At 61.2% G+C, this 20,095-nt stretch carries 14 protein-coding genes, 1 tRNA gene and 1 pseudogene; 8 read left to right on the top strand and 8 right to left on the bottom strand.

Annotation, left to right across the window (positions count from 1 at the left end):
- The first annotated feature begins 710 nt into the window (after window positions 1-710).
- The 3 genes from MHM97_RS15035 to MHM97_RS15025 are packed head-to-tail and all read left to right on the top strand — an operon-like array spanning window position 711 to window position 5,506.
- Window positions 711-2,645 (top strand): PrkA family serine protein kinase, encoded by a 1,935-nt coding sequence (locus tag MHM97_RS15035; protein WP_239323188.1) that lies wholly within the window; start codon window positions 711-713, stop codon window positions 2,643-2,645.
- Window positions 2,646-2,663: 18 nt separating this feature from the next.
- Window positions 2,664-3,980, top strand: coding sequence for a YeaH/YhbH family protein (locus MHM97_RS15030; RefSeq protein WP_239323187.1), 1,317 nt, complete (start codon window positions 2,664-2,666; stop codon window positions 3,978-3,980).
- A 5-nt stretch (window positions 3,981-3,985) separates the two neighbouring features.
- Entirely contained in the window at window positions 3,986-5,506 is a 1,521-nt protein-coding gene (locus MHM97_RS15025) for a SpoVR family protein (RefSeq protein ID WP_239323186.1), read from the top strand.
- 54 nt (window positions 5,507-5,560) lie between these two features.
- Here MHM97_RS15025 and MHM97_RS15020 read toward each other — a convergent pair whose 3' ends face one another.
- Window positions 5,561-6,886 (bottom strand): MFS transporter, encoded by a 1,326-nt coding sequence (locus tag MHM97_RS15020; RefSeq protein WP_239323185.1) that lies wholly within the window; start codon window positions 6,884-6,886, stop codon window positions 5,561-5,563.
- Between the two features lie 264 nt (window positions 6,887-7,150).
- Window positions 7,151-8,263, bottom strand: coding sequence for an S-(hydroxymethyl)glutathione dehydrogenase/class III alcohol dehydrogenase (locus MHM97_RS15015; protein ID WP_239323313.1), 1,113 nt, complete (start codon window positions 8,261-8,263; stop codon window positions 7,151-7,153).
- Window positions 8,264-8,675: 412 nt separating this feature from the next.
- On the opposite strand from MHM97_RS15015, the gene cueR reads away from it, so the two are divergent.
- Complete coding sequence (cueR, locus tag MHM97_RS15010) at window positions 8,676-9,077, top strand: Cu(I)-responsive transcriptional regulator (RefSeq protein WP_239323184.1); 402 nt, start codon at window positions 8,676-8,678, stop codon at window positions 9,075-9,077.
- Window positions 9,078-9,247: 170 nt separating this feature from the next.
- Here the strand turns inward: cueR and MHM97_RS15005 are convergent, their stop codons facing one another.
- The gene (locus MHM97_RS15005; protein WP_239323183.1) at window positions 9,248-10,183 is read right to left on the bottom strand and encodes a CehA/McbA family metallohydrolase; all 936 of its coding nucleotides are present in this window, start codon (window positions 10,181-10,183) and stop codon (window positions 9,248-9,250) included.
- A gap of 1,037 nt (window positions 10,184-11,220) precedes the next feature.
- On the opposite strand from MHM97_RS15005, the gene MHM97_RS15000 reads away from it, so the two are divergent.
- From MHM97_RS15000 to MHM97_RS14990, 3 genes and pseudogenes are all read left to right on the top strand, one after another.
- Window positions 11,221-12,885: a transcriptional regulator gene (locus MHM97_RS15000; RefSeq protein ID WP_239323182.1), complete on the top strand. Its 1,665-nt coding sequence runs from the start codon at window positions 11,221-11,223 to the stop codon at window positions 12,883-12,885.
- A gap of 228 nt (window positions 12,886-13,113) precedes the next feature.
- Window positions 13,114-13,188, top strand: a tRNA-Gln gene (locus MHM97_RS14995).
- A 147-nt stretch (window positions 13,189-13,335) separates the two neighbouring features.
- Window positions 13,336-13,611, top strand: a pseudogene (locus MHM97_RS14990) (transposase); the annotation flags it as partial.
- Between the two features lie 288 nt (window positions 13,612-13,899).
- On the opposite strand, the gene MHM97_RS14985 reads toward MHM97_RS14990, so the two are convergent.
- The gene (locus MHM97_RS14985) at window positions 13,900-14,211 is read right to left on the bottom strand and encodes an ETC complex I subunit (protein ID WP_239323181.1); all 312 of its coding nucleotides are present in this window, start codon (window positions 14,209-14,211) and stop codon (window positions 13,900-13,902) included.
- A 199-nt stretch (window positions 14,212-14,410) separates the two neighbouring features.
- Here MHM97_RS14985 and uvrB point away from each other — a divergent pair, with 199 nt between their 5' ends.
- Window positions 14,411-16,603, top strand: a complete 2,193-nt coding sequence (uvrB, locus tag MHM97_RS14980; RefSeq protein WP_239323180.1) for an excinuclease ABC subunit UvrB — start codon at window positions 14,411-14,413, stop codon at window positions 16,601-16,603.
- 57 nt (window positions 16,604-16,660) lie between these two features.
- Here the strand turns inward: uvrB and MHM97_RS14975 are convergent, their stop codons facing one another.
- The 4 genes from MHM97_RS14975 to MHM97_RS14960 are packed head-to-tail and all read right to left on the bottom strand — an operon-like array spanning window position 16,661 to window position 19,893.
- A complete protein-coding gene (locus MHM97_RS14975) occupies window positions 16,661-16,960 on the bottom strand; it encodes a hypothetical protein (protein ID WP_239323179.1) in 300 nt (99 codons plus the stop codon).
- Window positions 16,950-18,005: a hypothetical protein gene (locus MHM97_RS14970; RefSeq protein ID WP_239323178.1), complete on the bottom strand. Its 1,056-nt coding sequence runs from the start codon at window positions 18,003-18,005 to the stop codon at window positions 16,950-16,952. The genes MHM97_RS14975 and MHM97_RS14970 overlap by 11 nt, the downstream gene beginning before the upstream one ends.
- Window positions 18,002-18,409 carry a DUF4383 domain-containing protein gene (locus tag MHM97_RS14965; protein WP_239323177.1) on the bottom strand — a complete coding sequence of 136 codons (408 nt, stop codon included), beginning with the start codon at window positions 18,407-18,409 and terminating at the stop codon, window positions 18,002-18,004. The genes MHM97_RS14970 and MHM97_RS14965 overlap by 4 nt, the downstream gene beginning before the upstream one ends.
- Entirely contained in the window at window positions 18,406-19,893 is a 1,488-nt protein-coding gene (locus tag MHM97_RS14960) for an FAD-binding oxidoreductase (protein WP_239323176.1), read from the bottom strand. Before MHM97_RS14960 ends, MHM97_RS14965 begins: the two co-directional genes overlap by 4 nt.
- Window positions 19,894-20,095: the final 202 nt, after the last annotated feature.

Here is a 20,095-nt window from a genome sequence, read left to right as displayed (position 1 = left end):
ACTTTATACAGGACACGCCCTCATGCGAGGCACGCGCCGCTGGTTTCATTCGCCTATATGTGTCTGCCGTGTGCCGTCTCTGCGGCTTTATTGAGGTTAATATGCATTCATCTCTAATTATGTGTCCAGTCCAAGATTGACGTGGGGGACCATGAATGGGGCCGGGGCGTGCCTCAAACTCCTCACTTTTCTGACTTCTCCGGCGCGGAGTGACCAATTTGCCTCAGTTCTTAAGGAAGTGTTACCGGCGCCGAAAAGGCGGACGCGGCCCGTCGTGTGGCACCGTTCAGCATCGCAAAGCCGCTGTGAACCGGTGTTGCGCAGGCCGTCCAGAGCGTCGCGGCTGCGGGTCAAGAACGAGGCATTCACACTTTCTGACGCTCTGATCGCTCACATTTGAAGCAGAGGAACATAAAAGTTTACTGGTATTAATAGAAAATATACCAAAGTTCGTTATGCTGAGTGGCACATGTAGTGTATGCTATCAGTAAAAGATATCCGACGCCGAGGCCCTTGGCGCCAGTCAAAATCCCTCTACCGTTAAGGGTGAGAGGGATGCTGGGTCGGGAGACGGCCACGAGCGCCGAGCAGAACCCAAAGACCACACTTAACGCGGACACCTCAACGGCCCTCGTCAGGCTACCCTGTTCGCGTGGAATCCCAGAACCCAGGAGGACGGGTAACGACGTTAACCAGGAGGCGAGACCCCGATGAATAAAGTTGCAGAGCTTTTTGCAGAGGCCTATGGCCAGACGCGCGAGCAGGAAATGTCTTTGCAGGACTATCTCACGGCCTGTCGCGATGATCCCAGCATGTACGCCAATGTCGCGGAACGCATGCTGAAGGCGATCGGCGACGAGGAACTGGTCGACACATCAAAGGACGCCCGACTGGGGCCGATCTTTCAGAACCGGACGATCAAACGCTATTCCGCTTTCAAGGATTTCTACGGCATGGAGGACACGGTCGAGCGGATCGTGGGATACTTCCGCCATGCCGCACAGGGGTTGGAGGAGCGCAAGCAGATCCTCTACCTGCTGGGGCCGGTCGGGGGCGGTAAGTCCTCTTTGGCGGAACGGCTGAAGCGGATCGTCGAGGATCAGCCGATCTACGTGCTGAAAGCCGGCAACGACCTGTCGCCGATCTTCGAAAGTCCGCTGGGCCTGTTTGATCCGGTGCGGATGGGGCCGATCCTGGAAGAGGAATACGGGATCGCGACCCATCGCCTGCCGGGGCTGATGTCGCCTTGGGCGGTGCAGCGGCTGGATGAGTTCGAGGGCGACATCAACAAGTTTACCGTCGTGCGCCTGCATCCTTCGCGCCTGCGTCGCATCTGTGTCGCCAAGGTGGAGCCGGGGGACGAGAACAATCAGGACATCTCCACCCTGGTCGGCAAGGTCGATATTCGCCAGCTGGAACACTACAGTCAGGACAATCCGGATGCCTACAGCTTTTCCGGCGGTCTGAACCGGGCCACGCAGGGCGTGCTTGAGTTCGTCGAGATGTTCAAGGCGCCGATCAAGATGCTGCACCCGCTGCTGACCGCCACGCAGGAAGGCAACTACATGGGGACCGAGAGTTTCGGCGCGATCCCCTTTAACGGCCTGATCCTGGCGCATTCCAACGAGAGCGAATGGCAGCAGTTCAAGAACAACAAGAACAACGAGGCCTTTATCGACCGGGTGTCGATCGTGAAGGTGCCGTATTGTCTACGGGTTTCGGATGAGGCGAAGATCTACGAAAAGCTGATCCAGAACTCCGAGCTGCGCGAAGCGCCCTGTGCGCCGGAAACCCTCAAGATCCTCAGCCGGTTCTCGGTGCTGACACGTCTGAAGCCGCATGAGAACTCAAATCTCTACAGCAAGATGCGGGTTTATGATGGCGAGAGCCTGAAAGACACCGACCCCAAGGCCAAGACCGTGCAGGAATATCAGGACCGCGCCGGTGTGGACGAGGGCATGAACGGGGTTTCCACCCGCTTTGCCTTCAAGGTGCTGTCGTCGGTGTTCAACCATGACACCAAAGAGGTCGCAGCCGATCCGGTGCATCTGATGTATGTGCTGGAAGGGATGATCAAGCGCGAACAATTCCCGCAGGAGACGGAGCAGAAATACCTGGAGTTCATCAAGACCGAGCTTGCGCCGCGCTATGAGGAGTTCATCGGCAACGAGATCCAGAAGGCCTATCTGGAGAGCTATACCGAATACGGCCAGAACGTCTTTGACCGCTATATCTCTTATGCCGATGCCTGGATTGAAGAGCAGGACTACAAGGACCCCGATACCGGGCAGCTCTACGACCGTGAGGTGCTGGACGCGGAACTGTCGAAGATCGAGAAGCCGGTCGGCATCGCCAATCCCAAGGATTTCCGCAACGAGGTCGTGAAATTTGCCCTGCGGCACCGCGCCAATACCGGCTCGAACCCGGCGTGGAACTCCTACGAGAAACTGCGCGATGTGATCGAAAAGCATATGTTCAGCCAGGTCGAGGAACTGCTGCCGGTGATCTCCTTCGGGTCCAAGAAGGACAGCCAGACCGAGAGCAAGCACCAGGAATTCGTCGAACGCATGCGCGAGCATGGCTACACCGACAGGCAGGTCCGACGCCTCGTCGAATGGTACATGCGAGTGAACAAGGCGGGCTAACAGGCGGGAGGTGTCTATATGCACCACTTCATCGACAGGCGCGCAAATCCAAAGGGCAAAAGCTTGGGGAACCGGCAACGGTTCCTCAGACGCGCGCGCGAGAACATCAAGGAACGCGTTGACCGTTCAGTCCGGGAAAAATCCATCGGCAAGGGCGAGAGCGTTCCGGAAAATGGCGAGAAAATCACCATTCCGGCCAAGGGGCTGAAGGAACCGCGCCTGTATCACGGCCCCGGCGGCAATCGCCGCCATGTGTTGCCCGGCAACAAGGAGTTTGTTGTGGGCGACACCATCGACCGGCCGCAGGGCGGTGCTGGCGAAGGCGGGCGCAAGGCCTCCGAAGATGGGGAGGGCGATGACGAGTTTTCCTTCACCCTGACGCGGGATGAATACCTTGAAATCCTGTTTGACGGGCTGGAGCTGCCGGATCTGGTGGAAAAGGCCACGGTGGAGACCGAAACCATCGGCACCCGCCGCGCCGGGCTGACCACCGCGGGCACACCTAACAACCTGAACCTCGTCCGCACCATGCGCAATTCGCTGGGCCGCCGCATCGCCTTGCAGCGCCCCACCACCAAGAGCCAGCGCGACCTGGAAGCGCAGATTGCCGATCTGGAAGCGGTCGAGGCGCGTTCGCCCAGCCAGGAGTCACTGCTGGAGGAGTTGAAGGTCAAACTCGACGGCATCAAGCGCAAGCGCCGCGTGGTCGGATATATCGACCCGCTGGATCTGCGGTTTGATACTTTTGTCCCGGAAAAGATCCGCAACTCCCGCGCCGTGGTCTTCTGCCTGATGGATGTCTCCGGCTCCATGCAGGAGCGCGAGAAGGATCTGGCCAAACGGTTCTTCCTGTTGCTGCATCTGTTCCTGACGCGCGGCTATGAGCACACCGAAATCGTGTTTGTGCGCCATACCCATTACGCGCAGGAAGTGGAGGAAGAGACGTTTTTCTACGCCCGCGAAACCGGCGGCACCATCGTCTCCACCGCGCTGGAAAAGATGAAGGAAATCATCGACGAACGCTATCCGCCGGACGAGTGGAACATCTACGGCGCACAGGCCTCGGACGGGGAGAATTTTGGCAATGACTCGGTGCGTTGCCGCAAGATCCTGACCGAGCAGTTGCTGCCGGTCTGCCAGTTCTACGCCTATGTGGAGATCGTCGAGGAGAGCGCCCAGATGCTGCTCGACAACACCGAGGCGGGCGAGGATCTCTGGCAGAACTACCGGCAGGTCAAGGACAAGGTCGCGCATTTCGAAATGCAGCGCGTGTCCGAACCCGGGCACATCTATCCGATCTTCCGGGAGTTCTTCCTGCCCAAGGTGAAAGGCTGATCCACATGCAGACTGCAAAATCCACCGCCACACCGCTGTTTACCGGGCCGGAGTGGACATTCGAGCTGTTGGAAAAGGCCCGCGACGCCATTGAAAAGATCGCGCTTGAGGATCTGGGGCTGGATGTCTACCCGAACCAGATCGAGATCATCTCGGCCGAGCAGATGCTGGATGCCTATTCCTGCGTCGGCCTGCCGCTGATGTATCACCACTGGTCTTTTGGCAAGCATTTCGCCCGCGACGAGGCGCTCTATCGCACCGGGCGGCAGGGTCTGGCCTATGAGATCGTCATCAACTCCAATCCCTGCATCAGCTACAACATGGAAGAAAACACCATGGCGATGCAGACGCTGGTGATGGCGCATGCGGCCTTTGGGCATAACCACTTCTTCAAGAACAACTATCTGTTCCAGCAATGGACCGATGCCGATGGCATCCACGACTATCTGGCCTTCGCCAAGAACTACATCGCCGCCTGCGAGGAACGCTACGGCTATGATGCGGTGGAGGAAATACTCGACGCTGCCCATGCGCTGCAATCGCAGGGCGTGTTCCGCTACGGTCGCCCGCCCAAGCCCACCGCCGAAGAGCGCAAGGCCATGCAGCAAATGCGGGAGGCGTATGAAAAAGGCCAAAGCGCGCTCGATATCTGGACCGACGCAACGCTTGGCCTGAAGCGCGACCCCGACGTGGACGGTGAAGACAGCGGCCATGCCGACCGGCGCAAGCAGATGAACATGCCGCAGGAGAACATTCTCTATTTCCTGGAGAAGCACAGCCCGGTGCTGGCCCCCTGGCAATGCGAAATCCTGCGCATCGTGCGGATGCTGGCGCAGTATTTCTACCCGCAGAAACAGACCAAGGTGATGAACGAGGGCTGCGCCACCTTTGTGCATTATTACATTGTCAACAAGCTCTACGATCAGGGGCTGATCACCCAAGGGGCGTTGATGGAGATCATGCACAGCCACACCAATGTGGTGATGCAGCCCGAGTATGATGATCCCCGCTATTCCGGCATCAACCCCTATGCGCTGGGCTTTGCGATGATGCAGGACATCCGGCGGATCTGCGAGGCGCCCACCGACGAGGATCGCGAGTGGTTCCCGGATATAGCGGGCGATCCGGACTGGCGCGGCGTGTTGCGCAACGCCTGGGCCAACTACCGGGACGAGAGCTTTATCCAGCAATTCCTGTCGCCGCATCTGATCCGCAAGTTCAAGCTGTTCACGCTGACCGATGATGAGACGCATCCGCAGCTGGTGATCAGCCAGATCCACAATCGCGCTGGCTACAGGGCGATCCGGCGTGACCTCGCCAGGCAATACGACCTGGCCTATATCGAGCCGGACATTCAGGTGACGGACGCGGATCTGAAGGGAGATCGGACCCTGAAACTCACCCATCGGGTGCGGGACAATGTGCATCTGGCCGAAGAGGATCGCGACGAAGTTCTCAGGCATCTGCGCCGCTTGTGGGGCTATGATGTCAAGCTCGCCGCCGTCGAGGCAACTGGCCAGACCTGATCCCGCTGCGGCATTGCGCTCTTGTGGCTGCGGTCGTACCCGGGAACGCTTCGGTCAGGGCGCGAGGGGTGGATAATGCGGGTGGAGGTCGTCGATCACGACCGGATGGGTGTGCGGCCGCGACGGATGCGCCAACAGATGCGGGTGGTCGTCGGGGAGATCCGGATGCGCGTGGGGCAGGGGGGCGGCGGAGCCGAGCGGCCAGGCCCGGCTCCCTGCGAGAAGGCCGACGATGCCGATCAGGGCGAGCACCACCAGGATTACCTCCTGCCCGAAATAGGTCATGCCCAGCCCGGCCAGCGGATAGCACAACAGCCAGCACGCGTGAGAGAGCGTGAATTGAGCCGCAAAGACGGCCGCCCGGTCCTCCGGGTGGGCAGAGCGGCGCAACAGGCGCCCCGCCGGCGTCAATGTCCCGGAATAGCCAATGCCGGCCAGAAACCAGCAGAGCAACAGGCCGCTCAGTGTCAGGCCGGCGACAGACCAGACGGCGGTTGCACAGAGCGATGCGCAGCCCAAGGCCGCGAAGCTCTGCATCACCTTGCGATCCTGCAGCTGATCGAGGAGGGCCGGCAGGAACAATGCGGTCAGCATTGAACCGGCGCCGAAGGCGCCAAGCACCAGCGCGACCTCCCCCTCGCCAAGGCCGAGTGACCCGCGTACCATCACCACCGTGTTCACGAACACCATCGAGGAGACCGCCGCAGCCGCCAGCGACAATCCCAGCAAACCACGCAGACGCGGGGTGCGCAGATAGATCCGCAGGCCCCGCGTGGTACGGTCATAAAACCCGCGCGGCGGTTGTGGTCTTGCTGCGGGCAGGCGGACCGAGATCACCAGCAATGCGGAGAGGGCAAAGCCCAATGCGGTGCCGAAGAACAGGGACGGGGCGCTGACAACTGTCAGCAGCAGCGCCGCAAGGGCGGGCGAGGCCAGGGACTCCAGGTCGTAAGCGAGGCGGGACAGGGACAGGGCACGGGTATAATCCTCTTCATCCGGCAGGATGTCCGGGATTGTGGCCTGAAAGGCCGGCGTGAAGCCTGCAGAGGCGGCCTGCAACAGAAAGACCAGCCCATAGATCTGCCAGACCGAACTGACAAAAGGCAGGCCGAGCACCACGGCGGCCCGGATCAGGTCGAGCATGACCAACCACATCCGCCGCGGAACCCGGTCGGCCAGCGCCGCGGCGATCGGGGCAAGGGTCACATAGCTGATCATCTTGATGGCAAGCGCCGTCCCCAGAACGCTGCCGGCGCGGTCACCGGCAATGTCATAGGCGGCCAGGCCAAGTGCCACCGTGGCCAGCCCAGTCCCCAAAAGCGCAATCACCTGCGCTGCAAAGAGGTGCCGATAGGTCCGGTTGTGGAACAGGTGCAACATCTGAAATCCTGGTGCCCCCTCGGGCGGGGCAGATGCAGCCTGCATCACGGGGAAGAGCGCCGCAAGAGAGCCGGAAGATCAAAAAAGCAGTTAACCCGAGAGAAACGCTGGAGCGCCATCCGCTATGACGCGCAGGCAGGCCGGGATAAAATGCAGGCAGGCGCTGACGGCGCAGCTCTGCGGCTTGGAAACGCGGACCGGGCGAACGGTCCGCGCTATTGGTGGGCCCTTGCGGGGGCAGGCGGCGTCGCGCCTGCGCGTGGATCAGAACTCCACGACGGCCCGGATCGACTTGCCCTCATGCATCAGCTCGAACCCTTCGTTGATCTGATCGAGGGTCAGCTTGTGCGTGATCATCGGATCGATCTCGATCTTGCCGTCCATGTACCAATCGACGATTTTCGGTACATCGGTGCGGCCGGAGGCGCCGCCAAAGGCGGTGCCACGCCAGGAGCGGCCGGTGACCAGCTGGAACGGACGGGTGGAGATCTCGGCCCCGGCAGGTGCAACACCGATGATGATGCTTTCGCCCCAGCCCTTGTGCGCGGCTTCCAGCGCGGTGCGCATCACGCTGACGTTGCCGGTGGCATCAAAGGTGTAATCGGCACCGCCGCCGGTGAGTTCAACCAGATGCGCCACCAGATCGCCGGTCACCTCGGAGGGGTTCACAAAATCGGTCATGCCGAATTTCTCGGCCATTGCGACCTTGCCGGGGTTGAGGTCGACGCCGACGATCTGATCCGCACCGGCCAGACGCAGGCCCTGGATCACATTGAGGCCGATGCCGCCGAGGCCAAACACGATGGCGGTGGAGCCGATTTCGACCTTGGCGGTGTTGATCACCGCACCGATGCCGGTGGTCACGCCGCAGCCGATGTAGCAGACTTTGTCAAAGGGGGCGTCCTCACGGATCTTGGCCAGCGCGATTTCGGGCACCACAGTATGATTGGCAAAGGTGGAACAGCCCATGTAGTGGTGGATCGGCGTCCCGTCAGGAAGCGAGAAACGGGTGGTGCCATCGGGCAGGAGCCCCTGACCCTGCGTGGAGCGGATCGCCTGACAGAGGTTGGTCTTGGGGTTGAGACAGTAATCACACTCGCGGCACTCTGGCGTATAAAGCGGGATCACGTGATCGCCGGGTTTCAGGCTTTTGACGCCTTCGCCCACCTCGATCACCACACCGGCGCCCTCATGGCCGAGGATCGCCGGGAAGATGCCTTCGGGGTCATCGCCGGAGCGGGTGAATTCGTCGGTGTGGCACAGGCCGGTGGCCTTGATCTCTACCAGAACCTCACCCGCCTTTGGGCCTTCGAGGTTCACTTCCATGATTTCCAGCGGCTTGCCTGCTTCGAGAGCCACTGCGGCGCGGGTCTTGATCATCGCTTTGTCCTTCTTCTCAGACTTTTCAGGCCGTTACGCGCGTGCGCCGCCTGCTCCTGGAGCAAGCCTGCACGCGTAGATCCGGCCGGTTTGGTCGCCGGGGCGACCGTGTTCCACGGGGCTGTCGGGCACTGTGCGGATTTCTTAACAGCTACATCACGCCACGGGGCGTGCGCAACTGTCGAAAGCCGGGGCGCTCGTGCATCGTCAGGATGATCTATAGCGGGCGCAGGCGGGGCGGGTGGTGCTTAAAACCGACAGAAGCGTCATTCCCTGCGTCATGCCCCGCCATTGCGCTCAAGTTTCCGTGGAGTGGCTTGAGATTACCGGCGGTCGCGTCCATCTTGGCAGACAGGCGCGTGGCGGATGAATGCCGGGCGCGGGGCAAGCGTTTGGGAGGCAAAGACAGATGAATATCGGTGATGTGGCGGCCAGGTCGGGATTGCCGGCCAAGACGATCCGCTACTATGAGGACATCGGTCTGATACGTCCCAACCGCAGCGCCAATGGCTATCGCTGTTTCGAGGAGCGCCACCTGCACAAGCTGGCGTTTCTGGGCCGGGCACGGGCGCTGGGGTTCTCCATCGAGGATTGCCGGGTCCTGCTTGGGCTTTACGAGGATGAAACGCGCGCCAGCGCGGACGTAAAGCAATTGGCTCAGGCGCATTTGACCAAGATCGAGGCAAAGATCGCCGACCTTGAGGCCATGCGCGAGACTTTGCGAGAGTTGATCACCTGTTGTGCCGGCGATAATCGCCCGGATTGTCCGATCCTGAAAGACCTGTCTGGCGATTGCGAGGACACGGGCTGAATGCTGCGTTTCCTTTTGCGGACGCCGCCGGCCGGTTGATGGCAGTGCGTGGTGGCGACGGGGGAGCTCCCGCCCGTCGGGAGTGCATCTGAAATGCACCGCCCTCCCGTTGGGCCGAGCGCCGCGCCCTATGGGCGCGGCGCGGGCGCGTCCGGATCGGGAGCCTGTGCCTATTCTGCGAGGTCTGCCGGCCAGAACGGGTTCGACCAGGCGCGTTTGCCGGCGCGGTCAATGACCGTCACCCGCAACCACGGGCTCTGGGCCAATTGGCCAAGCGCAATGGTGGCCTCTGTCAGGCTGCTACCGGTGACCATGGTTGATGCATTGCCCGGCGCTTGCACGATAACCGTGGTGGCCGCAGAGCATTTGACGCGGACGCGGTCGTCCTCATACCAGATGCCGTGGATCTCCGGCCCCTGCGAGGAGTAGAACAACCCCGCCTTCAGGGCGTCCAGGAGGGCCTCGGGCGTGTTCTCGCGGGCCTTCACCATGACCCAGCCGCCAAAGGCATCCGGTGCCTTGAAATGGGCGTCATCCGTCGCGATCAGGGTCAACCTGCGCCCTTCGGACAGCAGCAGATCCAGCGTCGGCATGCCGGTGCCCCGGTCTGCAAAGCTGTGCGACTCGTGGTTGTAGACTTCCACCGCATGGGCTGCGGTGATGCTGCGGGCATCCGCCATCGTCAGCCCCGACCATTGCGGATGGGCGAGAGCGACAAAAGCGCCTGCCTTGCGGGCGCGCTCGGCGATCTCCGGTCCGGTTTCCTGGCCCGGAACCGGTTGGAAATCGGGGGAATGCGACGGTTCGAAATCGGCCGGGAGCCCGACCGCCAGGAGGTGCCACAGCGCGCCGTTTTCCTGTGCGCCCGAGTGCAATTCAGCTCCCAGGAGCGTGGTGAAATTTTCGTCCCGATAGGGTGTCGTGTCGGTAATCGGGTAGTTCCAGCGTCCAACGAAGTGATCGGTGAGCGCGATGAAATCATAGCCTTCCGCCTTGTACCTTCTGCAGACCTCTTGTGGCGGCAAGGCGCCATCGGTCATGTCAGAATGCGTGTGCAGATTGCCGCGGAAGAAGCGGCCGGGCGTGTCGAAGGGGGGCAGTTGCATGCGGCTCTCATTTGGTCTGATCGTCAATTCCGCCCCTCTACCGGGGGACTGCAACAGGTGCATGACGCATTCATGACACGGCAAAGGCTTGTGCGTTGCCTGAACCGAGGGGGATCGCGTGCGCCCGGAGCGCGTGCCCGGGGCGCATGACTGATGAAAGAGGGGGAGGCGGGAGGAGCCACGCCCGACCAGTCCCGCAGCGTGTCGATGCACTCTGCGATGCACCGGCAGGCCGGTACAGATGCGCCCCGTCCCGCAAGCTCGGCTTGCGAGAGGGCAAAGCGCGCGGTGCCACGGCACCGTTGGGAAGCGGCACCCGCATCGGGAATGGAGGAGACCGGCGGGGCCACATCGCGCGGGCGCTGCCATACGCATTCCAAACCTCAGGTGCAAGTGACTGACTGGGGTGTGCGCGCTGTCAGGGCTCAGTCCTAGGTCTGCTGGCAGACGTGGGGTGTCTGGACGATCTGAAGAACCACAGTTCGCGCCGCGGCCCCCGCACAAGCGTGGGGTAAAGCGACTTTGGCGCCTGTAGACCCGGAGATGTCCGGATATCTGCCGTGATCGACCGTTAATAATACGCGAAAATTTTCCGGATGGAGGCCAAAGGGTGCCATCAAACCCGCGGGTTCGATGGGGTCCGGGCTGGCGACAACGCTCACGGAGGAGAGGGTAAGGGGCCGAAGGCGTCTGTCCGGAGCCTCGCTCAATTCGGGATTCAAAAAACCAAACGAACATTCAATAAATATGAAAAATCATATACATCAACGCCTTTTGCGATGCAGCATTCCTTCAGGTTGCGGGTCTGAAATTTCAATAAACAATCTAAGGTTGTTAAATACTTGAGTGCGTTAATTATTCGTGCGACTTGTTTACAGACCGTTAACCCGCTGAAAGTGCTGTGTTTTGTTTTCAATTATTTTTCTGTTGGTGATATCGGGTTTTGGTGCTTTAATGATTCACGTGAAGTTGCTAATGTGCAATTTGTGAGTGTTTTGCCATAGTGGCTCTAGTAACTTGTATGGCGAGAGTGTCCAATGGTTGTAGTTTTGAAAGTCCGTCAGTACGGCGCGTTTGGTGTATTCAGACCAGATGGGGAACCCATTCAACTCGGTGCGAAGCATCAGGCGCTCATGGCGCTTCTGATCACCGCCGAAGACGGGATCCGAACACGCGCATTCCTGGAACATACCCTGTGGAGCTTTGCGCAGCCCGAACAGGCCAAGGCAAGCCTGCGCACTGCGCTGTCCACTTTACGAAAACATATCGGTCCCTCGGCGTCCGCCGCTCTGACTGCAAATCGAGAGCGCGTCACGCTCAATCTCGATATGGTCGAGGTGGAAAATGATCCCAGCCGTGGTGTGTTTATGGAAGGTTTTGAATTGCCCCATGAGCATGCATTTGCGGAATGGCTGACCGAAATGCGGGATCAATCGCAGGGGCGCAGTGCTGCGCCGCAGGACCCGCCCTGGGGACCGCGTGACCGCAGTCGCGTCATTCTGGATGAATTGTTGCCCTCGATTGCGGTGCTGCCATTTATGCAGCGCTCTCCGGGCGGCTCGAACGCGCCGTTGGGGGCGATCCTGTCCGAGGAATTGTCACGCCACCTGTCGCGCAGTCAGGCCTTCTCCGTGACCTCCTACATGGCGTCCCGGCAGTTCAGTCTTGAGGAGGTGCGCCCGGCCGAAGTGTCCTCGGTGGCGGGGGTCAGTTACCTGGTCTCCGGTTCGGTGTTCCTCAACGGCCATGACTACATTGCGCAGATCGATCTGCACGACTCGCACCGGGAAAAGGTGATCTGGTCACGGGAATTCCGCGGTAGCCTGTCAGGCCTGTTGATGGGGCAGAGCACGGCGCTGCGCGAGGCCACCAGCCAGATCGGCCAGACCGTCGTTGGCGAAGCGGTGCGGCTGGTCAGTTTCCGTCCCTTGTCGAACCTGGCCAATCACACATTGCTGATGGCGGCGATCGTGATGATGCAGAGCAAGCATCTGGACCAGTTCGAGAAATCCAACGAGATCCTGGATACGTTGATGGAGCGCGAAATGCACCATCCGGTGGTGCTGACCTGGGCCGGGATCTGGCATGTGATGCGGGTGCAAAAGGGCCTGTCGGAGGATCGTCACAAGAGCACGCTGATGGCGGAGAACCTCGCCAATGCCGCCTTGGCGCAGGACCCGGCGTTTTCTCTGGCGCATACGCTGAAGGGTATGATCGCCAGCTATCTGACCTTTGATTTCGACACTGCGCAGTATTCCTATGACAAGGCGTTGCAGGATAATCCGAACGAAGCACTGGCGTTGCTTCTGAAAGGGGCCACCCGGGCCATGCAGAACCACCCCGATGAGGGGCTGCGCCTGACCGAGGCCGCGCGCAAGCTGACGCCGCTTGGCCCGCAGCGCTACTATTTCGACTCGCTCGCGGCATCGGTCAATCTTGCTGCACGGGACTATGATCGTGCGATCGAGCTTGCCGATCAGTCTCTTCAGGAGAACGACAGCTATCCGGCCACGTTGCGCACCAAGGCGATCGCGTTGCAAATGTCGGGACGCGGCCAGGAGGCGCGGGATGTGGTGGAATGCCTGATGAAGGTGACGCCGGATTTCTGCCTGTCACGCTACATGCAGGAACATGCCGCTGCGTTTACGCCGTCCGGACAGGATTGGGTCAGTGCGCTGCGCGAGGCCGGCGTTCCGGAGTGATCTTACCTTCGCCACCTGAGCGATATCTCTGCTGGAACGGGAGCCTTCGGGCTCCTGTTTTGTATCGCGCATTGTGTCTGGTTTCCGGAATGTGATCGCAGGTTTGGTGCTGCTAGGGGTCTGATTCCAATGAATAAGCCGTGGGTTTCCTGTGCCGCGTGTTTTTTTTGCGAAAAACCCCTTGCAGCCCCTCTCAACAGATATTAGAAGGCCCCTCACAGACAGTGTTGGGATGTAGCCAAGTGGTAAGGCAACTGTTTTTGGTACAGTGTACCGTAGGTTCGAATCCTACCATCCCAGCCACCAACTCCTGAACATCGTAGCAAGACTGTCGCCAAGAACCGGTGACCGGAATGCCCCCGTTTAGTGCTTCAGTTTACTGGCTAGGGTCAGGATGCATTGATTTCCGCCACAGCGCGTGATTCACGGCCTCGAGAATGGAGCGGTGACATGTCTGATTTCTTCTGGCTGATCGACGCGCAGGTGGCGTGATCGAAACCTGTCTTTCCGAAACCTCATGGCAAGCCTCGGGTCGATGACAGGCGAGTATTGAGTGGGATTATCTTCATCGTTCGCAATGGCTTGCGTTTGCGCGACGCTCCTGCTGCCTATGGTCGAAACAAGACGCTTTACAGCCGCTGGAAGCGTTGGAGCGAGAAAAGTATCTTTGCGCGGATGATGTTCGGGCTGGCTACGGCCCACGGCGAACAGAAGACTGTGATGATCCCTCTCATTGAATGCTTCGCAACCAAATGCCGGGTCGGTGCGTACAGCAACGGCACGACGGCCCTTTCAAGCTACGAACCGTGCACCCCCTCCATACGCGAAAGGCGCCGGAGCATCTGCTCGGGCGCCGCTATCACCGTTTGTCAGAGATCAGGACAGAGGCACCGGCGATAGGTATTGTCCTTGACAGCCCCGCGCAGGCTTATGCTTTCGTTTGCGCCTGCATCTGCATTCTCTGACGTCTCGCCGGAACGATCAGCCCCTCAGCTCAGTGGCTTTGACACAAACCTAGTGTGTCCAGGGGCCGCGGCGGTTGGTGGCGAAGTTCTCGCCATAGCCGCCGGCGCGCAGGTTGGGCTTACGGGTCTTGGGCTCTTGTACCTCAACGTCGATGCCGTGATCCTCGGCATATTCCAGGGCTTCTTCCTTGCTGTCGAACTTCAGGCGCACCTGGCTTTGGGTATCGGAGGAGGAGGTCCAGCCCATCAGTGGGTCGACTTCGCGCGCGCTGGCCGGGGCGTATTCCAGCACCCATTTCCGCGTCTTGGCCATACCAGAGGTCATGGCGTTTCGAGCTGGCCGGTAAATCCGCGCGCGCATGGCTGTCTCCTCAAGAAGATTCCTTTGCCTCTATATGCGATGGATGCAGCGGCGCGGCAAGATTGCAAATGTCACGGATCGGAATGGCGTTGTGCAGGCGCCACCCCGCGATCCGGCGGGCAGGGGATGTTTGACTTGCCCCTTGAAGTGGAACAAAAACGGACCAAACTCTGTCTGCGTGCCCGACAAGGAGTCGCTGATGCCCTACGCCCATTCCGACAAGACCCTGCCAATGATGGCTGACCGCGCGCCGGAGCGACGCGAGAAGCTGGAAGGGGGCAAGAAATTCATCATGCAGACGGCTTTTGCGCCGGCAGGCGATCAGCCAACAGCGATCGCCGAACTGAGCCAGGGCGTCCTGGGCGGCGAGCGCGATCAGGTGCTGCTGGGGGCGACCGGGACCGGCAAGACCTTCACCATGGCCAAGGTGATCGAGGAAACGCAGCGCCCGGCGATCATCCTTGCACCCAATAAAACGCTGGCGGCGCAGCTTTATGGCGAGTTCAAGGGCTTCTTCCCGGAGAACGCGGTCGAGTATTTCGTCTCGTTCTACGACTACTACCAGCCCGAGGCCTATGTGCCGCGCTCGGATACCTACATCGAGAAGGAAAGCCAGATCAACGAACAGATCGACCGGATGCGCCACTCGGCGACGCGGGCGCTGCTGGAGCGCGATGACGTCATTATCATTGCATCGGTGTCCTGCATCTACGGGATCGGCTCGGTCGAGACCTATTCGGCGATGACCCAGGACCTGGTGGTCGGGAAGGATTACGACCAGCGCCAGATCATGGCCGATCTGGTGGCTCAGCAATACAAACGCAACGATCAGGCGTTTCAGCGCGGCTCTTTCCGGGTGCGGGGCGACACGCTGGAGATTTTTCCGGCACACCTTGAGGATCGGGCGTGGAAGCTGTCGTTTTTTGGTGAAGAACTGGAGGCGATCACCGAATTCGATCCGCTGACCGGCGAGCGCACCGGCAGTTTCGAGAAAATCCGTGTTTATGCGAACTCCCACTATGTAACGCCCAAGCCGACGCTCAATCAGGCGGTGATCTCGATCAAGAATGAGCTGCGCCAGCGGCTTGATAATCTGGTGAGCGAGGGCAAGCTTCTGGAGGCGCAGCGGCTGGAGCAGCGCACCAATTTTGATATCGAGATGCTGGAGGCGACGGGCCATTGCAACGGGATCGAGAACTATTCGCGGTACCTGACCGGGCGCGCTCCGGGGGAGCCGCCGCCAACGCTGTTCGAGTTCATCCCCGACAACGCCATTGTCTTTGCCGATGAGAGCCATGTGTCGGTGCCGCAGATCGGTGGCATGTACAAAGGCGACCATAGGCGCAAGTTCACGCTGGCCGAGCATGGCTTCCGCCTGCCGTCCTGCATGGACAACCGGCCACTGAAATTCGAGGAATGGGACGCCATGCGCCCGCAGTCGGTTTTTGTTTCGGCAACGCCTGCCGCCTGGGAGCTGGAGCAATCCGGCGGTGTGTTCTCGGAGCAGGTGATCCGACCCACCGGGCTGCTGGACCCGGAGGTGGAGATCCGCCCGGTGGACATGCAGGTGGACGACCTGCTGGACGAGATCCGCAAGGTCTCGGCCAACGGGTATCGCACGCTCGCCACGGTGCTGACCAAACGCATGGCGGAGGACCTGACCGAATACCTGCACGAACAGGGCATCAAGGTGCGCTACATGCACAGTGACATCGACACGCTGGAACGGATCGAGATCCTGCGCGATCTGCGGCTGGGGGCGTTTGACGTGCTGGTCGGGATCAATCTTCTGCGTGAGGGGCTCGACATCCCGGAATGCGGGCTGGTGGCCATTCTCGATGCCGACAAGGAAGGGTTCCTGCGCTCGGAAACCTCGTTGATCCAGACCATCGGGCGCGCGGCGCGCAATGCCGACGGCAAGGTCATCATGTATGCCGACCGGGTCACCGGATCCATGGAGCGGGCGATCGGGGAAACCAACCGCCGTCGAGAAAAGCAGATCGCCTACAATACGGAACACGGCATCACGCCAGAGACCGTGCGCAAGAATGTCGATGACGTACTGGCCGGTCTCTATGAGGGTGATACCGATATGTCTCGGGTCACGGCGACGGTGGACAAGCCGCTGCATGGCGCGAATTTCGAGGCCCACCTAGCCGGGCTGCGCGAGCAAATGCGCAAGGCGGCGGAGAACCTCGAATTCGAAGAGGCCGCACGCCTGCGTGACGAGGTCAAGCGGCTGGAAGCGGTGGACCTTGCCATCGCCGACGATCCGCTGGCCCGCCAATCTGCGGTCGATGCCGCGGCGGAACAGGCGACCAAAACCCGCGGTCGCTCCACTGCGGGGCGTCCGGGGCAGCGTGGCGGCAACGTGAAGCGGCGCGGTCGCTGACGTGCCGGATCAACGGCCGCGCGCCTTGGCAATGCACCAGAGCGCGGTTGGCGTGGCTTAGTTCCGGGCCGGATCGGGCAGCGGCAAACAGCCCGGCAGGCCAGCTGGCAAGACCAGGACGCCCCCGGCATCATAAAGACGGGCTGCGGCGTCGGGCGCCGCGACGGTAATCGTCATGCTCAGACGGTTGCCCGTCATGATCGACATGTCGGGGTCGAGCCGCGCGGTGAAATCCGGCCCCGGAAGGATCACCACATAGGCCGGGGCGGCATCACTCATCAGACTGACCGCCACAAGGATGCCCAGCCATGTCAGCAACAGGCAGGGCAGGGCGAGCAGAAGATGCTTAATAGTCATGCACATGCTCCACCCGGAGCCCCTGCGCCGCCAGCATGCGAAGGCGTGCCGCCAACTCTGGCACCTTGACCATGATCAGGTGGCGATAGTCGTCCGTCCCTTGTCTGGCAAAACTATGCAGCGCATAGGGATAGGTCGCCTCGGGCGCGAGTGCGGTCAGCATGATATCGTCATTGCCGGCAATCTCGACAAAGCTTGCACCGGCCTCGGCCATCTCGATCAGGAGCTCGGTCAGCGCTCGATACCGGGGTGTTCGGATCACGATCCCTTCGGGGCGTTCGTCCTCGATCGTAACGCCGGGCAGGGCGGCCAGTTGCGCGGCGGGTATATCGCGCACCACCATATGCAGGTGCAACGCATCCCCTCCGGACTGCGCGACAGCAGCCGCGATCACCCGCGCATAGGCGGCTTTGGCCCCGTATTCGAGGCCGAGCGCCAACTGCCGCTCCTGATCGCGCAACGTATCCGCGCCTGCCGCATCGCGCAGGGCGGCGGCGTCTGCCTCAAAGTCCCATTTATACCAAGGCGTTTGTTGCAGAAAGTTCGCATAGGCCGCGGCCTGTTCGGCCGACAGCGTGTCAGTTGCGGCGCGCTGGTTGCCCCGCAGCCATGTGGTGACCCGGCCCAGAGTTTCCTCATATGCGGCCTTCAACGCCAGTTCGAGCGTGAAGCTGGTGCCGATGACATAGACCATCTGCTTGGTGCCGGCATCGACACCGCCGTGGGCGGCGGCGGTTTCGGTCAATGCGCACAGCGAGCTCCAGAACCCCGCAATGGATCGAAGATACGCAAAATCATGCGGGTCGCCCTGTTTCAGAACGCGCCCGTAATCGTCATAGGCGTGGACGATGTGCCATTCGGGATAGGTCATCAGCGTCCGGGATTCCGGTCGGTGCTGGCTGGCGGGCAGCAGCGCATCGTAAGGGTCCGGGTGCTGGGTGCCCCGGCAGGTCGTCTCCACATAGGCGACGGGGGCGATCAGCAGAACGACCAGCACGCCGCCCGCCAGCAGCAACCAGCGCAGGAAACGCCACAGGCGCGTCATCTGCGCTCTCCGATCAGCAGGCCGGACCCCAGCGCAAACCCACCCAGCGCCAGGTGGGGCAGGTTGGCCGCGATGCGCAACACCGACAGCTCCGGGCCGAGCGAGTCATTGGTAAAGATACCCAGATCGAGAAAACCATAGCCTGTGAACAGGCCAAAGATGCCATCGCCAAGGTAGGCCGCACCAAACAGCAGCAGGAACAGCCGTGCCGCAGTGCGCGACATCAGGGCCGCGATCAACGCCCAGAGCGCCGAGGCCACGTGCAGCGCGTCGTCATAGATGTCGAGCGCGAAGATGCCAAAGGCCAGCCCCTCGGCATCCGTGAGGCCGGGGACATAATTCAGCGATGCCGCGATCATCAGCGCGACGAAATAGGCGAGGCAGATTTTTTGCAGAAGGCTCATAGCGTCCTGAGATAGCTGTCCCAGAGGTTGTTGCGCAAGACAAGCCCCGGGTCGAGTTGCCGCTTGGCGGCGGAGAATTCCGAGGCGCGCGGATAGGCCGCTGCCAATTGCTCGGGCCGTGCATGCGGGCGATAGGGCAGGTAGTAGCTGCCGCCAAGCGCGGTGATCCTGTCGATCAGCACACGCGTCATGCGGGCCATGTCCGCCTCGGCCCGCTGCGTCAGTTCCTGACTGAACGACATCACCGCCGCAATCCGCGGTTCGGTTGCGTAGGACAGCAGGCTTTCGTCGTCCTGCGCCACATAGCGCAGGGTGACGTTCAGAAACTCCTGATAGGAGGCGGGAATGACTTCGCGGCAGACCGCCAGGAACTCCGGGAAACGATCAAAGCCGATGAAATACTCGTGCAGGATGTCCGTGCGTTCCGGCGTGCGGTCATCCAATGTGGCCACCGGTTCATTGATCAGGCTGTTGCGGGTCACTGCGCCGCCGCCAATCGCGGGGCCAAGGGTGGTTTCGTTCCACCAGCGGAACCGCTTCATCGGTTCCCGACCCAGCTGCGCGCGATAGATCCGGCTGGCGACATGCGCCATCCACCCGGATCCGGCTGCGGCCGGGAGATCGTCCTGATCTTCGCTGTCGCGGTAGGTGACCAGCAGCGCCTCCTGAAAAAACGTGGCGCGTCCGACGTTGAGGCGCCCGTAGGCCATGGAGACATCGGGGTCCGCGATCGCATCGCGGAACGCCGTGGCGAAGGTCTCGGCGGGCAAGGCTGTATATTGCGGCACCAGGCGCCGGTTTGGCAGCATGTCCACCTCCAATTCGGTGATGGCGCCAATCAGCCCGTAGCCCCCCATCGCCTGATTGAACAGATCGCTGTTCTGCGTGCGCGAGCAGGTGACCAGCTCTCCATCCGGCAACACCATCTGCACGGAGCGCACGGTCGATCCCATCGGGCCATGCGGCACCGGCCAGCCATGCGCATTGACGCTATAGGTGGCGGCAACGCCAAAATCATTGTTGGATTGCATGACCTTGGGCGAGAACCCCTGCGGGTCGAGGGCGGCAATCACCTGCGACCAGCGCGCGCCTGCATGGACCCGATAGCTGCCAGCCGCGCGGTCGAGTTCGACAAACCCGTTGTCAAAGGTCACTGCGACACCGTCGCGGGGGATCGCCTGCCCCCCCATCGAGTGGCGCGCCGCGCCGATGTTGAACGGGCGCCCGTCGGCCCGCGCGCTGCGCAACTCCGCACGGACGGCCTTTACCAAGGCCGGGCCCGGATCTTCGCGCAGGTGCAGATGCGTGTGCACCGGCGTTGCGGACAGGCCGCTGGCATCGTTGAGATGGGTGGATCCTGCAAGCGGGGCAAGGCGCTGGGTGCCGTCGAGGACAGGTTGCCTTGCACCAAAGCGGCTGGCTGCGGCCCATCCTGCCGCTCCGCCCGCACCAATCAGGAAAGCGCGTCTGGCGAGCTTCTGCATCTGGTCTCCAAATCAAATGAGTCAAATCATGTGCAGCATCGCCCTTTGACGACACAGCGGGGCCAACTATGACCCGTTCCCCGGGGGAATGTCAGGTCAAGATTTTCCGGAACTTCCCCCTTTTGTCGGGGCGTGCAGGGCCTGCGTATTTCTGCTTTCGGTTTTGGGGCCATGGATTTATGAAGACCATCATGCGGACCGG

The organism is Epibacterium sp. Ofav1-8 (assembly GCF_022348185.1).
Taxonomy (GTDB): Bacteria; Pseudomonadota; Alphaproteobacteria; order Rhodobacterales; family Rhodobacteraceae; genus Epibacterium.
This window is presented reverse-complemented; position numbering and strand designations above follow the sequence as displayed.